Below are 14,706 nucleotides of genomic sequence, written 5' to 3' on the forward strand. Positions count from 1 at the left end.
GATCGGGTGGGCGGCGCCACACACGCCGCCCACCTGACTGACCAATATATGGATCACATATCCATTTTTAGGGATATCTATTGACCCCTCGTCCGGCATCGCCCAAAGTGGCCTGACCAATATTCGGAGAGGGCAAGGGCATGAAGCGGAAATCGGCTGTCGGCGCGCGGATGCGTCAGTTGCGGGGTGGCCTGGCCCTGCTGGCGCTGGCGCCGCTCCTGCCCGCTCTCCCCGCCGCCGCCCATGACGCCTCCACCGTCACCGCCTCGCCGCGCCAGAGCTATAATCTCAATCCCGGCTGGCTGATGACCACCGGCGATCAGGCGGGCGCACAGCAACCCGTCTTTGACGACAAGGGCTGGCAGAGCGTCACCCTGCCCAACGCCTTCAACGAGACGCAGGCCTTCGCCCGCGACATCAAGGCGCTGTCCACCGGCATCATCTGGTATCGCAAGCACATCACCCTCCTTGCCGATGCCACACGCGGCAGGGCCTTCCTGGAATTTGAGGGCGTGCGCCAGGCCGCCGAAATCTGGGTCAATGGCCGCTCGGTTGCCCTGTCCGAACATGGCGTGATGGCCTTTGGCGCCGACATTACCGCCGCACTCAAACCCGGCGACAATGTCATCGCCGTGCGCGTCGACAATGACTGGAAGTACAAGGAACGCGCCACTGGCAGCGGCTTCCAGTGGAACAATGACAATTTCAACGTCAATTATGGCGGCATTACCAAGAATGTCCGGCTCCACCTGACCGGCCAAGTCTATCAGACGCTGCCGCTCTATTCGTCGCTGGGCACCACCGGCCAATATGTCTGGGCCGACGGCTTCGACATCGCCGGCCGCCGCGCCAATATTCATGCCGAAAGCCAGGTCCGCAACGACAGCGCCGCCGCGCGCGCCTTGTCGCTCCGCGTCGAAATCCGCGATCCCGCCGGCCGCCGCGTCGCCCGCTTCGACAGCGCCGCCACCTCGATCGCGCCCGGCCAGAGCGCCACCCTCGCCGCCGCCGCACCGGTCGCCGACCTCCATTATTGGAGCTGGGGCTATGGCTATCTCTACACCGTGACGACCAGCCTGATGGACAAGGGCAAGGTGATCGACAGCGTCGATACGAAGACCGGCTTCCGCCAGACCCGCTTCGGCGATGGCAAGGTCGACCTCAACGGCCGCACCATCATGGTCCATGGCTATGCCCAGCGCACCTCCAACGAATGGCCCGCCGTCGGCACCTCCATCCCGCCCTGGATCAGCGACTTTTCCAACGCGCTGATGGTGGAGAGCGGCGGCAATCTGGTCCGCTGGATGCATGTCACCCCGTCCAAGCAGGATATCGAATCCGCCGACCGCGTCGGCCTGATGCAGGCGATGCCGGCGGGCGACGCCGAAAGCGACGTCACCGGCCGCCGCTGGGACCAGCGCAAGGAAGTGATGCGCGACGCGATCATCTATAATCGCAACAATCCCTCGATCCTCTTCTACGAAAGCGGGAACGAGAATATCAGCGAAGCGCATATGGCGGAGATGAAGGCGATCCGCGATCAATACGATCCCCATGGCGGCCGCGCCATCGGATCACGCGAGATGCTGGACAGCCGCATCGCCGAATATGGCGGCGAGATGATGTATATCAACAAGAGCGCCAGGCATCCGATGTGGTCGATGGAATATAGCCGCGACGAAGCCGCCCGCGCCTATCAGGATAATTTCACCCCGCCCTTCCACAAGGATGCGCCCGCCTATAATCGCAACCAGGACAGCCATGCCATCGAGGATGTGAAGCGCTGGAACGACTATTATGTCATGCGGCCGGGCACCGGCACCCGCGTCAGCTCGGGCGGGGTCAACATCATCTGGTCGGACAGCAACACCCATTTTCGCGGCGACAATAATTACCGCCGCTCGGGCGAAGTCGACGCCGTGCGCATCCCCAAACAGGGCTTTTTCGCGCATCAGGTGATGTGGGACGACTGGGTCGACAGCGTCACCCCCGCCACCCACATTATCGGCCACTGGAACTACGCCCCCGGCACGGTCAAGGACATGAGCGTCGTGTCCAATGGAGATAGCGTCGAGCTGTTCCTCAACGGCCGCTCGCTCGGCAAGGGCCAGCGCAGCGATAGCTTCCTCTTCAGCTGGAAGAATGTCGCCTTCGCCCCCGGCACGCTGCGCGCCGTCGCCACCCACGCCGACGGCAAGACGTCGGAGTTCAGCCTCATCACCACCGGCCCGGCGGTCGCGCTCAAACTCACCCCCCATGTCTCGCCGCGCGGCTTCGTCATGGACGGCGCCGACATCGCGCTGGTCGATGTCGAGGCGGTCGATGCCCAGGGCCGCCGCGTGCCGGTCGACGCCAGCAAGGTCCATTTCGATCTCAAGGGGCCGGCGCTCTGGCGCGGCGGCATTGCCCAGGGCGACAGCCAGGGCAAGGTCCGCGCCGGCCAGACCGAAGGCGAAGCGGTGGTGACCAAGGCGCATGGCGCGGACGGCACCACCTCCTATGCCGGCACCGCACGCGAGGAGGATAATTATATCCTCTCGCCCGACCTGCCGCTGGAAGGCGGCGTCAACCGCGTCCTGATCCGCGCAGGCACCAAGGCGGGCACGGTGTCGCTCACCGCTACCGCGCCGGGCCTCAAGGCCGCCAGCCTGTCGATCCAGACCAAGCTGCCCGCCGCCACGAGGGGCGGCCTGTCCACCGATTTCGCCGACGCCTTCCAGCCCGGCAGCCTGGTGCGCGGGCCGACACCCGCCACCCCCAGCTTCACCCCGCACCGCACGACTTTCGTCGCGCAGGATATCCGCGCCGGGTCCGGACAGGCCGATGCCGGTGCCACCGTCGACGACAATGAACTCACCCGCTGGGCGAGTGACGGCAAGCCCGAAAATGGCTGGATCGAATATCATTTCGCCACGCCGGTGCGGCTCAGCGAAATCGACCTGAAGCTGGTCGGCTGGCGCTCACGCGCCTATCCGCTCGAACTGACGATCGACGGCAAGAGCGTCTGGCGCGGCGAGACCGAACGACAGCTCGGCTACACCACGCTCCGCTTCCCTGCCACGACCGGCCAGACGCTGCGCATCCGCCAGACCGGCCCGGTGCAGGACAAGGACGCCTTCGGCAAGGTGGTGGAACTCGCCAGCGCCCGCCAGGCCGGCGACACCGGCGCCGACGCCGTCCCGCCCGGCTGGCATCTGGGCATCGTCGAAGCCGAATTCCACGGCCCGGTGGACTGACGCCCCAAGCCCGCACGCCCCCACATCCGTTCGTTTCGAACTGTCGAGAAACGAGAAAACCGCGGCGGCCGTTTCCCTGATCGCCTGCCTTGCCAGAAGCGATCATTCCTTCTCCCGCTGGCGGGAGAAGGATACGCAGCCTTGCCGGCAAAGCCGGCTAGGCGAAGTTGGATGAGGGTAGCTTCTTTCAGAAGGCCCTCACCCTCCCACGCCTTTGGCGCGGGCCCCTCCCTCTCCCGTCAACGGGAGAGGGTAAACGCTACGACGCCTTTGCCAGTCCCGGCACCCGCACTGGCTGCGCCACTGGCCGGTTGAGCGCGACCGACAGCCGATCGGCCGTGCGCAGCGCCAGCGCGGCGATGGTCAGGGTCGGATTGGCCCAGCTCGACGTCGGGAAGGTCGAAGAGCCCACGACATAGAGATTGGCCTGGCCATGCACGCGCCCGTCCGCATCGACCACGCCCTGGCGCGGATCGGTCGCCATGCGGGTCGTGCCCATATGATGATAGCCGCCAATCGCGTGGGACGAGATGAGCGGATCGTTGCGCCACAGCTCGCCCGGCTCGTCCAGCCAATCGGCACGCTCGACCCGGCCCATGCCCAGCCGCTTGAGTTCGCGGCCCAGGCCATCGACCAGTCCCGTCACGCTATGCTTGTCGATCGCCGACAGCCGCCAGTCCAGCGCCACGCGCGGCACGCCCAGCGCGTCGCGCTCCTTCGTCAGCAGCACCCGGCTGTCGGGGTTGGGCGCCTGTTCGGCCCGCACCAGCAGCGCGATCTCCAGCTTGCCTGCCTTGTGCAGCAGCCAGGGGCGCAGCGGATCGACATGGCGCTGGGCCCAGGTCGCCGCCTTCTTGGTCATCATCCATAGCCGCCGGCCACTGCGCGTCGGCGACATGTCATGCTTGAGCGAGCCATAGGCCCGCATGCCCCAGAATTGCGACGCCCGCGCCGGTTGCCGTCCGACGATCGTCAACGAACTGTTGAGCAACCCCTCGCGCCGCTGCAGATCGGCAGACGGCGTGATCAGCGCCGCCATGTCATGGCCGCCGATCCGGTGCCGCCGGCCGAACGCCTTCAGCAGCGGCCAGGCCCTAGCATCGACGATCCGCCCGCCGCGCGCATGGGGATGTTCCATGAAGTTGCGGCCGACCTGGTCGCGCTCATTGCCGATGTGCGACGCCAGCAGCAGCCGGGCATTCTCGATCCCGCCGGCCGCCAGCACGAAGGCGCGCGCCTCGACATGCAGATGCGCGCCGGCCAGCGCCTTCGCCTCGATCCGGCTGATCGCGCCATCCTTCGTCACGATCCGCGTGACGCTGGCATGGGTGATGATCTCGCAGCGCGGATGATCGCGCAGATCCTGGCATGCGTCGAAGGTGAAGCGGTTGAAGCGCGGATCGAAATTCCACACCGGCATGTGCAGTTCCGACCGGTCGAACCCCGGCAGCGGCACGCCATGGGCGCTCAGCGCCTCCGCGCTCGCCGGCTCGTCGCCAATCTCGAATATGCCGCGCGCCTGGCCATAATAATCCTGCAGTTCGTCCCAGGACAGCGGCCAGCCTGATCCCGCCACCCAGTCGCGGCACTGGAGGTCGATCGGGTCCAACGTAGCACAGCGCCCGCCCCAGATCGCGGTCGTGCCGCCAAAGAAGCGCAGCCGCGCATCGTCCAGATCATAATAGGCCTGGCCGACATTCTTGCCGGCGTTGAGGTCGGCGGTTTCCCGCTCATAGTCCAGCCCGCCGCTTTCCAGCAGCAGCACCTGATGCCCGGCCGCCAGCAGCCGGCGCGCAGTGGTGATGCCGGCCGCGCCCGCGCCGATGACGCAGACATCTGCCCGCCGGCGCAGCGCGCCGGTCTGTTGCGAGAGATCAATGCTCATTCATGCGTCCTGATTATTGGCCAGATCGGCCGCGTGCTTCTGCAGGAAATCCTGGGATTCCACGCCGGTCAGCACATAGACGGTGCCCTTGCGGGCCCAGTAGGCGATGGTCTCGCCGTCGACGACCTGGGTGCGCGGCGTTTCCGGCAGGCCGGTGACGGCCCGCGCCGCGAACAGCGACACCGGCGCCTTTTCGCCCGCGTCGATCACCAGTTGCAGGCTCGGCCCATAGTCGGACGGGAACAGCTGCACATCCAGCACCCGCCAGCCCGCCGGCAGCACCGGCACGTTGATATGGGTGGCGGTGCGGACATCGGCCGGGTCGAAATGCGGGATTTCGGGCTGCGACTTCATGTGCGACCGCACCAGCGCGGTCTTGTGCGACATCAAGGCCTCCTCGATGAACACCGGCATCGCCTGCGCCGTCGGCGCGACGCCCATGTTCAGCTTGCCGACGCCCAGCGCCACCGCGGCAACGATGCCCGCCGCCATTGCCAGCCCGCCGCTCAACCGGCGAAACAGGCGGCTGCGGTGCAGCGCGCCTTCCACCTTGCGGGCGCTGTCCTGCAATCGTTGTGGCACCGGCTGCTCGTCGCGCTCGGCCAGTGCCCGCATCGCGTCCCGCACCGACAGATCGGCCAGCACACGCGCGGCGACATCAGGGTTACGCACCAGATAATCGGCCACTTCCAGCCGCCCCATGGCGTCGAGCTGGTCGTCGACATAGGCATGCAGTTCGCATTCGGTGATGGTGAGTTCCGCCATGGCTCAATCCCTCACGATGCGCAGATGGCCGGGGCGCACGGCTGGTGCCCCCTCCTCCAGCGCGCGCAGCTTTGCGCGGGCGCGGGACAGGCGCGAAATCAGCGTGCCGATGGGAATGCCGATCGCGTCGGCCGCATCCTGATAGGAAAGCCCCTCGACCGCGACGAGATGCAACACGGTCTGCTGCTCCTCCGGCAGGGCGGTCAGCGCCGCCTCGATCTGATGCAGCCGCACCATCTGCTCCTGCGCCGGCGCCGCCACCGGCTCGGCCTGCGCCACGGCGTCGGCACGGAACCGTTCGCGCACGGCCGCCCGGCGGGTGCCGCTGACGAAGACATTGTGCAGAATGGAAAACAGCCAGACGCGCAGTGGCCGGCCACGCTGATAACTGTCGGCATTGGCATAGGCGCGCACCAGCGCATCCTGGACCAGATCCTCGGCATCGCTTTCATTGCCGGTCAGTCGACGGGCATAGCGCATCAGCGCGGGCAGCAGGTCTACGACCTTGGGCGGCGTGGGTTTCATACGTCACTTACGCCTCAATGATCGCTTTAATCCCCCTTCGCCCAAATATTTCCGGATTATGTATCTTCAACCCGTCAGGGCTGGATTTCGCGCCTGTCCGCGCTGCTGCGCAGGCCTGCTTCCAATATCTCCATCACCGCGATCGCCTCGTCCGCCGGCACCGGATTGGCGCCCTCACCCCGGATCGCATCGGCCAGCGCCTGCCAGAACAGCCGGTAATCGCCGCACTCATTCATAATCACATGGCTATCCCCCGCCGCATCGGTCAGATGGCCCGGCTGCGGATCGACGCCCCAGTCCGCGCCCTCGGGCCGTTGCCCCGCGACCGTCGCTGCCTCCTGCCCGTCGGTCCCATTCTTGATCCAGCTGCCGCCCGTGCCATGGACGACGAAGCGCAGCCCGTGCGCTGCCGCCTGCTTGGTCGCATGCAGCAGCACCCGGTGGCGCGGATAGCGCAGCGTCACATGGAAATAGTCGGGCGACACCGCCCCTTGCCGCAAAGCCGCAATATCCGCGCTCACCCCTTCGGGCTTGCCGAACAGGCACAGCGCCTGATCGACCAGATGCGGTCCCAGATCCTGCCAGATACCCGCCGCCCGCGCATCCTTCCAGGTCGTCGCCGGGGTCGGCCGCCAGCGGTCGAAATGACTTTCGAACTGGATGATCTCGCCCAGCCGTCCCTCGGCAATCAACCGGCGCAAGGTGCGGAAATCGGCGTCCCAGCGCCGGTTCTGGAAGATCGCCAGCAACCTGCCCGCGCCTTCCGCCTCGGCCGCGACCCGGCGCGCATCGGCCAGCGTGGTGGCAAAGGGCTTGTCCACCAGCACATGCTTGCCCGCCCGCAGCGCGGCGATCGCATGGTCGGCATGCAGTTCATCGGGGCTGCACACGATCACCAGATCGATCCCCGGCAGCGCCAACAGCCCATCGACATCGGGCACCACCTGCATGCCCGGCAGACCGGCATGGACCTTGGCCGAGTCGCGCGAGACGACGGCGCGCAGCGCCATGCCCGGCGTCGCCAGCACATAGGGCGCGTGGAACGCACGCCCGCCCAGGCCATAGCCGATCAGGCCTACGCCGATTTCCTGCATCATCATCGTCCCATATCGCCGGGGCGGATCAGGGCGCACGCGCCTTGCCCCATAAAGATAGCATATACTATCTTCTTGCCGAATCCCGCGAACGGGATCATGCCGAGAGGATAGCGCCCATGTTGTTGCGCCGACCATCGCCGCTTGTCGACCCGACATCGGGCGTGCTGCGCGCCGACCATTTCCAGATCGCCTATGCGACCAATGATATCGACCGGGCGCAGGCGATCCTGGCTGACCGCTATGGCATCGGTGCTTTTCGCCGGCTCGAAGGACCGCTGGCGGCGGGCGGCCAGATCCGCGTCGAACTGGCCTGGGTCGGCCCGGTCATGTATGAATTGCTGACTGCTTCCGGGCCGGGATCGGCCATATATATGGACCGCCTCGCCCCCGGCGATGCTTTCCAGCTGCGCCATCATCATCTGGGCTATCTAATCCACGACGCCGCGCAGTGGCAGGCGCTGCTCGCCCGCGCCGACGCCGACGGCCTGCCCGTCCCCCATATCAGCCATAATCAGGGCTTCATGGACAGTTGCTTCGTCGATGCGCCCGAGCTTGGCCATTATCTCGAATATATTTTCCCGACCCAGGCGGGGATCGACTTCTTCGCCGCCGTTCCCGCCACCTGACCTGCCCGAAAGGACCAACCATGCCCCATGCCCCCCGCGCGATCGTCGTCGGCACCGGCTTTGGCTGTCGCATCCATGTCCCCGCACTGCGCGCTGCCGGGTTCGAGGTGGTGGGCCTGGTCGGTACCGATCCGGACCGCACCCGCCGCCGCGCCGATGCTGTCGCCATAGCTGACATCTTCACGGATCTGGGCGAAGCGATCGAGCGCACCGGCGCGGTCGCCGTAACGATCGCCACGCCGCCCGCCAGCCATGCCGCGCTTGCCCTGACCGCGATCGAACGGGGCTGTCACATCCTCTGCGAAAAGCCGATGGCCGCCGACCTGGCCGAGGCTCACGCGATGCTGGCGGCGGCGGAACAGGCCGGCGTCACGCACCTGATCGGCAACGAGTTCCGCTGGGCGCCCGACCGCGCGATGATCGGCCGTGCCATCGCCAACGGGCTGATCGGCGATCCGCGCTATGTCACCCTGTCCAGCGTCCTGCCGATCGTCGCCGATCCTGCCGCCCGTATGCCGCGCTGGTGGTTCGATGCCGGCGCAGGCGGCGGCTGGCTCGGCGCCCATGGCTCGCATCTGGTCGACCAGTTGCGCGTCTGGCTGGGCGAGGTCGACAGCCTCAGCGCCACCCTGCCCACCGTGTCGGACCGCCCGGCCAACGCGGCGGAGGACAGCTATATCGTCCGCTTCCGCATGAAGAATGGCGCGCAGGGCGTGCTCCAGCACAGCGCCGGGATCTGGGGTCCGTCCGAGAATGTGAGCCGCGTCGCCGGCACCCATGGCACGCTCTGGGTCGACAAGGGCGTGGTCAGGATCGCCGACCGGGATGGCGTGCGCGACCTGCCGGTCGATGCCGACCTCGGCCTGCCGCCGATCGAAGCCGACGATCCGCGCAAAGCGGCAATGCTGTTCGAACTCGCCCCCTTCATCCGCCTGTGCGAAGCCCTGCGCGCCGGCGTCGAAGGGCGGCCGATGCCCGATGGCGTCCCGATCCCGACCTTCCATGATGGCGTCGCGGCGATGGCGCTACTCGACGCGATCCGCCAGTCCGCCGTGCAGGATGGCGCGCTCGTCACATTGTCCTGAAAAGAGAGAAGGCCCGTCGACGGGGGGATGTCGACGGGCCCGATCTGCGAGACCGCCCGAGCGGGGGGAAGTGCGACGGCCTCGTGCAATAGAACGGGCCAGGACAGTGATGGTTCCAGACTTATTGCTGATGCGGCAGCAATTCGATGAACAGCCCCTCGGCGTCGGCACACAGCAGATCGCCGTCACGCAGTTCGCCGCGCACGAACCGCTTGCGTCCCTCGACCTTCGTCACCCAGGCGCTGACCTGCAATTCCTTGTCGATCGGCGTGATCGCGCGATAATTGACGTGCAGATAGGCGGTGCGCGCCATGCGCTGCGCGCTCATATTCGCCGGCAAGCCCAATATCTCGTCGAACAGCAAAGCCACTGCCCCGCCATGGGCGGCATAATTGGCGCCCAGATGGAAGGCTCCGAAAGTGACGCGGGCATGGAGCGAATCATCGCCCATCTGATCGGGGATGAAGGCCGGCGCGAACACCTGGCCATGGCCCGGCGCGTCGCGCACCCGGCCGAACATGCGATGCGCCTCGTCCGCCACCATCGGCGTCAGCCGCTGCGTCCAGGCGGCCAGGTCCGCGTCCAGCGCCTGTGCCGTAGCGTCGTCCAGCTTGGCCGCCGCGACATGGTCCAGAAAATCGCGCAGCCGGTCAATCATCGCACCATAGGGCGTATCGCCCGTCAGCCAGCGCCCGCCCAGCAGATCCCGTTCCTCGTCCGCTCCCGGTCCTGCCGCCGATCCTGCTTCCGTCATCTGTCGTCCTGCTCCCTTTGCCCCTGCTTAGCCATGCTTTGGCGGGTGAAGGAAGCCCCCGATCGGCGGGCAGGATGACGGCTGGAGCGCCGCGCATCAATCGCGCGCAGCCGCGCCTTCCGGGATAACGCTACGGCGTTGCGGCATCACGCTGCGTCCCGGCACAATCAGGGGACCATCCGGCAGATCGAAAAGAAAATCGCCCTCCGCGCCATTGATGCAGAGGCTGAGGCCCGACGCCCGGAAATGCAGCACCAGCCGCCGCCGCGCGGGGTCTTCCCATTGGGCGACGCTCAGCGGCTGACCGCCCTCGTCCAGCCAGACGACATCGCCCTCACCCAGCAACGCCACGTCGGTCAGCTCGGCACAACGCCGCCGCCATTGCCCCAGCGCAAAGGCATGGGCCTCGATCTCCCGGTCGCGCGCGTCCCACTCGATCCAGCTGATGCCATTATCCTGCGCATAGGCATTATTATTGCCCATCTGGCTGCGCCCGAACTCGTCGCCCGCCGTCAGCATGATCGTCCCGCGCGAGCAGAAGAGGGTAGAGAGCAGCGCCTTGATGTCGCGCCGCCGCGCCGCGACCACTGCCGGATCGTCGCTCACCCCCTCCACGCCGTTGTTCCAGCTGAAATTCTCGCCATGGCCATCGCGATTGTCCTCGCCATTGGCCAGGTTATGCTTGTCCGCATAGGCGGTGCAGTCGGCCAAAGTGAAGCCGTCATGGGCGGCGAGGAAATTGACGCTGCGGGTCGTCCCCTCGAAAATATCCGACGATCCCGCCAGTCGCGTGGCAAAGGCACCAATCGTGCCGGCGTCGCCCCGCCAGAAGCGCCGCATATCGTCGCGATAGCGGTCATTCCATTCCAGCCAGGGTGGCCCGAACCGGCCCAATTGATAGCCCCCCGGCCCGATATCCCATGGCTCGGCGATCAGGATGCGATCGCCCAGCACCGGATCGGCGCGCATCTCCGCCAGCAGCGGCGCATCAGGATCGAACCCGTCCGCGAGCCGCCCCAGCGCCGGCGCCAGATCGAAGCGGAAGCCGTCAATCCCCGCCTGCACCACGAAATGGCGCAGCGATTCCAGGATCAGCCGGCGCACCATCACCTGGTTGCAATCCACGCTGTTGCCGGTGCCGGTATCGTTGATCAGCCGCCCGTCCGCCTCGTGCCGGAAATAGGCGCGGGCATTGAGGCCGCGCAGCGACAAGGTCGGCCCCAGCCTGTCGCTTTCGCCGTCATGATTATAGACCATGTCCAGGATCACGCCGATCCCCGCATCGTGCAGCGCCGCCACCGTATCGCGCAATTCGGCAAGCCCGCCGGGCGCCAGTCGCGGATCGAGCGCGAAATAGCTGACCGGATTATAACCCCAGGCATTGCGCAGGCCGAGCGGCGGCAAATGCCGCTCGTCGATCCACGCGTTGATCGGCATCAGCTCGACCGCGCCGACACCCAGCTTCTTGAGATGGTCGATCATCACCGGATGGGCGAGCGCCGCGATCGTGCCGCGCTGCGCTTCGGGCACGTCAGGATGCAACAGCGAGAAGCTGCGCACCTGCAATTCATAGATCAGCCCACCCGGCTGGAAGCGCGGCGGCGTCGGCGCGACCGGCGGCAGCGGCGCGGTCACAACCCCTTTGGGCATCAGCGATGCCGTATCTTCCCCCTGCCCACGCGGCGCGGCCAGCATCGGATCATGGACGAAGGCCCGGTCGATCGCCGGCGCATAGGGATCGAGCAGCAGCTTGTCGGGATCGAACCACAGGCCGCTATCGGGATCATAGGCGCCATCGGCGCGCAGGCCATAGCGCGCGCCCGCGCCGACGCCCGGCGCCTGCACCTGCCAGACGCCATCCTCCCCTTGCGCCATCGGCAAGCGCGTTTCCCGGTCGTCGGCATCGAACAGGCAGAGCCAGAGCTGCGTTGCCTCCGGCGCCCAGACGGCAAAGCGGGTTCCGCCGGCATCGATCACCGGCCCGAACCCGTCCGCGCTCATGCGGCTTCGCGCTCCAGCAGGCTGCGATAAAGGGCCGCATAGCGCGCCGCACTGTGGGTCCAGCTGAAATCGGCGCGCATCCCCGCGCGCTGCATCGTCTGCCAGGCCTCCGGTTCACCATGCAGGCGCACCGTCCGCGCGATCGCACCATGCAGCGCCAGCGGATCGTCGCCGGCGAACAGGATGCCGGTCGCCACGCCCGCGCTCACCGCCGCCTCATTGGCGTCGATCACCGTGTCGGCCAGACCGCCGACCCTCGCCACCACCGGCACGCAGCCATAGCGCAGGCCATAAAGCTGGGTCAGGCCGCACGGCTCGAACCGCGACGGGATCAGGATCGCGTCGCCGCCCGCCTGCAACAGGTGCGACAGCGGCTCGTCATAGCCAATCTGCACGCCCACCCGGCCGCGATGGCGGTCCGCCGCCGCCAGGAAACCGCCCTCCAGCGCATGATCGCCCGATCCCAGCACCGCCAGTTTCGCGCCCAGCCCGACCAGATGGTCGATCGCCCCCATCATCAGGTCCATGCCCTTCTGCCAGGTCAGGCGGCTGATGATGACGAAGATCGGCGCATCGTCGCGCTGCAGGCCGAAGCGCTTTTCCAGCGCCCGCCGGTTGGCGCTGCGCCCGCTCAGCGCGCGCGCGCTGTAGCGCCGCGCGATCAGTTCGTCCTCCGCCGGGTTCCAGATGTCGGTATCGACGCCGTTCAAAATGCCGTGCAGCTTGTCGCTGCGTCCATTGATCAAGCCATCCAGCCCCATGCCATGGACCGGCGAGCGGATTTCCTCGGCATAGGTCGGGCTGACCGTGGTGATCGCGTCGGCCGACACCAGCCCCGCCTTCAGGAAGCCGGTGCCGCCATAATATTCGACGCCATCCATGCCCCAGGCTTCGGCCGGCAGGCCAAGCTGGGCAAATATCTCCGGCCCGAACCGCCCCTGAAAGGCCAGGTTATGGATGGTGACGACGCGCGGCACGGCATGGGCCGGGCCAAAGCGCATATAGGCTGCCGTCATCGCCGCCTGCCAGTCATGGACATGGACGATGTCGGGCACCCAGCCCTTCACGCCCTCCGCCGCAATGTCCGCACCGACCCGCGCCAGCGCGGCAAAGCGCCGCCAATTGTCGCCCCAGTCATTGCCGCCATGGTCGCCATAGGGCCCGCCTTCGCGCGCATAGAAATCGGGTGCATCCAGCACCAGCAGGTCGAGGTCGCCGACCTTGCCCGCCAGCACCGTCGCCGGGGCGCCGAACAGCGCCTCATAGCGGCGCATCGCCTTGGCCTTGCCCAGCTGCGACAGCACCGACGGATAGCCCGGCACCAACGTCCGGGTCTCGACATCATGGCCGGCCAGCGCGCCGGGCAGCGCGCCGACGACATCGGCCAGCCCCCCGGTCTTGATCAGCGGATAGATTTCGGACGCAACCGACAGAAGCTTCATCATCATCCTTCGTTTCAGGCCACCAGCCGATCGATCATCGGCTGCGTCACCAGGCATATGCCGCTGTCGGTGCGGCGAAAATGCTGCGCGTCAAAGGCCGGGTCTTCGCCGATGATCAGGCCCGGCGGGATGCTGATCCCAGAGTCCACCACGCATTTGTGCAGCCGCGCCCCGCGCCCGATCACGCAGTTCGGCATGATGACGCTCTCTGTAATGGACGAGAAGCTGTGGGTGCGCACCTCGGAAAAGAGCAGGCTGCGATGCAGCGAGGAGCCCGACACGATGCAGCCGCCCGCCACCAGCGAACTGGTCGCCGATCCGCGTCGGCCATCCTCGTTATGCACGAACTTGGCCGGCGGCGTGACCTCCGAATAGGTCCAGAGCGGCCAGCTGCGGTCGTAAAGGTCCAGGCTCGGCACGACGTCGGTCAGGTCGATATTGGCCTGCCAATAGGCGTCGATCGTGCCGACATCGCGCCAATAGGGCACCAACTCGCTTTCCGCCCGCACGCAGCTGCTGGAAAAGCGATGCGCCACCGCCTTCCCGTGCTTGACGATATAGGGGATGATATCGCCACCGAAATCACGCTTGCTGTTCTTGTCGTCGGCGTCCCGCCACAATTGCTCGATCAGGAAGCGGGTGCGAAACACATAGATGCCCATCGATGCCAGCGCCATGTCGGGCTGGCCGGGAATGGCGGGCGGATCCTTGGGCTTTTCGACAAAGGCGGTGATGACGTCCGCCTCGTCGACATGCATCACACCAAAGCCTACCGCCTCCTGACGCGGCACCTCCAGACAGCCAACAGTGACATCCGCGCCACTGTCGACATGCTGCTGCAGCATCAGCTCATAGTCCATCTTGTAGACATGATCGCCGGCCAGGATGACCATATATTCCGGCGCATAGCTTTCGATGATGTCGATATTCTGGAACACGGCGTCGGCCGTGCCCTCATACCATTGGCTTTCGGAAATGCGCTGGCTGGCGGGCAATATGTCGAAGCTCTCGTTGCGCTCGGGCCGCAGGAAGTTCCAGCCGCGCTGCAAATGACGGATCAGCGAGTGGGCCTTATACTGGGTCGCCACGCCGATGCGGCGGATACCGCTGTTGAGCGCATTGGACAGCGCAAAGTCGATGATCCGCGCCTTGCCGCCGAAATGCACCGCCGGCTTGGCCCGCCGGTCGGTCAGCTCGGCAAGGCGACTGCCGCGTCCGCCGGCCAGCACATAGGCCATGGCGTCGCGCGCGATCGGCTGATTGCGTTGTTGCATTAGGGCTCCTCTCTCA

At 66.6% G+C, this 14,706-nt stretch carries 11 protein-coding genes; 3 read left to right on the plus strand and 8 right to left on the minus strand.

Annotated elements, in window-relative coordinates; all coding sequences use genetic code 11:
• Positions 1 to 140: 140 nt before the first annotated feature.
• A complete protein-coding gene (locus tag JQK15_RS10100; protein ID WP_214865318.1) occupies positions 141 to 3,236 on the plus strand; it encodes a DUF4982 domain-containing protein in 3,096 nt (1,031 codons plus the stop codon).
• 259 nt (positions 3,237 to 3,495) lie between these two features.
• Here JQK15_RS10100 and JQK15_RS10105 read toward each other — a convergent pair whose 3' ends face one another.
• From JQK15_RS10105 to JQK15_RS10120, 4 genes are all read right to left on the minus strand, one after another.
• On the minus strand, positions 3,496 to 5,121 hold the full coding sequence (locus JQK15_RS10105; RefSeq protein ID WP_214865320.1) for an FAD-dependent oxidoreductase: 1,626 nt from the start codon (positions 5,119 to 5,121) through the stop codon (positions 3,496 to 3,498).
• Positions 5,122 to 5,886: an anti-sigma factor family protein gene (locus JQK15_RS10110; protein ID WP_214865321.1), complete on the minus strand. Its 765-nt coding sequence runs from the start codon at positions 5,884 to 5,886 to the stop codon at positions 5,122 to 5,124. It lies immediately after the preceding gene.
• Between the two features lie 3 nt (positions 5,887 to 5,889).
• Positions 5,890 to 6,411 (minus strand): sigma-70 family RNA polymerase sigma factor, encoded by a 522-nt coding sequence (locus JQK15_RS10115; RefSeq protein WP_214865323.1) that lies wholly within the window; start codon positions 6,409 to 6,411, stop codon positions 5,890 to 5,892.
• 74 nt (positions 6,412 to 6,485) lie between these two features.
• Complete coding sequence (locus JQK15_RS10120; RefSeq protein WP_214865325.1) at positions 6,486 to 7,511, minus strand: oxidoreductase; 1,026 nt, start codon at positions 7,509 to 7,511, stop codon at positions 6,486 to 6,488.
• A 113-nt stretch (positions 7,512 to 7,624) separates the two neighbouring features.
• Between JQK15_RS10120 and JQK15_RS10125 the strand changes: the two genes are divergently transcribed.
• Positions 7,625 to 8,134 (plus strand): VOC family protein, encoded by a 510-nt coding sequence (locus JQK15_RS10125; RefSeq protein ID WP_214865327.1) that lies wholly within the window; start codon positions 7,625 to 7,627, stop codon positions 8,132 to 8,134.
• A 20-nt stretch (positions 8,135 to 8,154) separates the two neighbouring features.
• Entirely contained in the window at positions 8,155 to 9,219 is a 1,065-nt protein-coding gene (locus JQK15_RS10130; protein WP_214865328.1) for a Gfo/Idh/MocA family protein, read from the plus strand.
• A gap of 121 nt (positions 9,220 to 9,340) precedes the next feature.
• On the opposite strand, the gene JQK15_RS10135 is transcribed toward JQK15_RS10130, so the two are convergent.
• From JQK15_RS10135 to glgC, 4 genes are all read right to left on the minus strand, one after another.
• Positions 9,341 to 9,973: a PaaI family thioesterase gene (locus JQK15_RS10135; RefSeq protein ID WP_037507444.1), complete on the minus strand. Its 633-nt coding sequence runs from the start codon at positions 9,971 to 9,973 to the stop codon at positions 9,341 to 9,343.
• 96 nt (positions 9,974 to 10,069) lie between these two features.
• Positions 10,070 to 11,974, minus strand: a complete 1,905-nt coding sequence (glgX, locus tag JQK15_RS10140) for a glycogen debranching protein GlgX (RefSeq protein ID WP_214865330.1) — start codon at positions 11,972 to 11,974, stop codon at positions 10,070 to 10,072.
• Positions 11,971 to 13,422, minus strand: a complete 1,452-nt coding sequence (gene glgA / locus JQK15_RS10145; protein WP_214865332.1) for a glycogen synthase GlgA — start codon at positions 13,420 to 13,422, stop codon at positions 11,971 to 11,973. The genes glgX and glgA overlap by 4 nt, the downstream gene beginning before the upstream one ends.
• Before the next feature lie 8 nt (positions 13,423 to 13,430).
• Positions 13,431 to 14,690 carry a glucose-1-phosphate adenylyltransferase gene (gene glgC / locus JQK15_RS10150; protein WP_069336317.1) on the minus strand — a complete coding sequence of 420 codons (1,260 nt, stop codon included), beginning with the start codon at positions 14,688 to 14,690 and terminating at the stop codon, positions 13,431 to 13,433.
• Positions 14,691 to 14,706 lie beyond the last annotated feature (16 nt).

The organism is Sphingobium sp. BHU LFT2 (assembly GCF_018604485.1).
GTDB classification, from domain to species: domain Bacteria; phylum Pseudomonadota; class Alphaproteobacteria; order Sphingomonadales; family Sphingomonadaceae; genus Sphingobium; species Sphingobium yanoikuyae_A.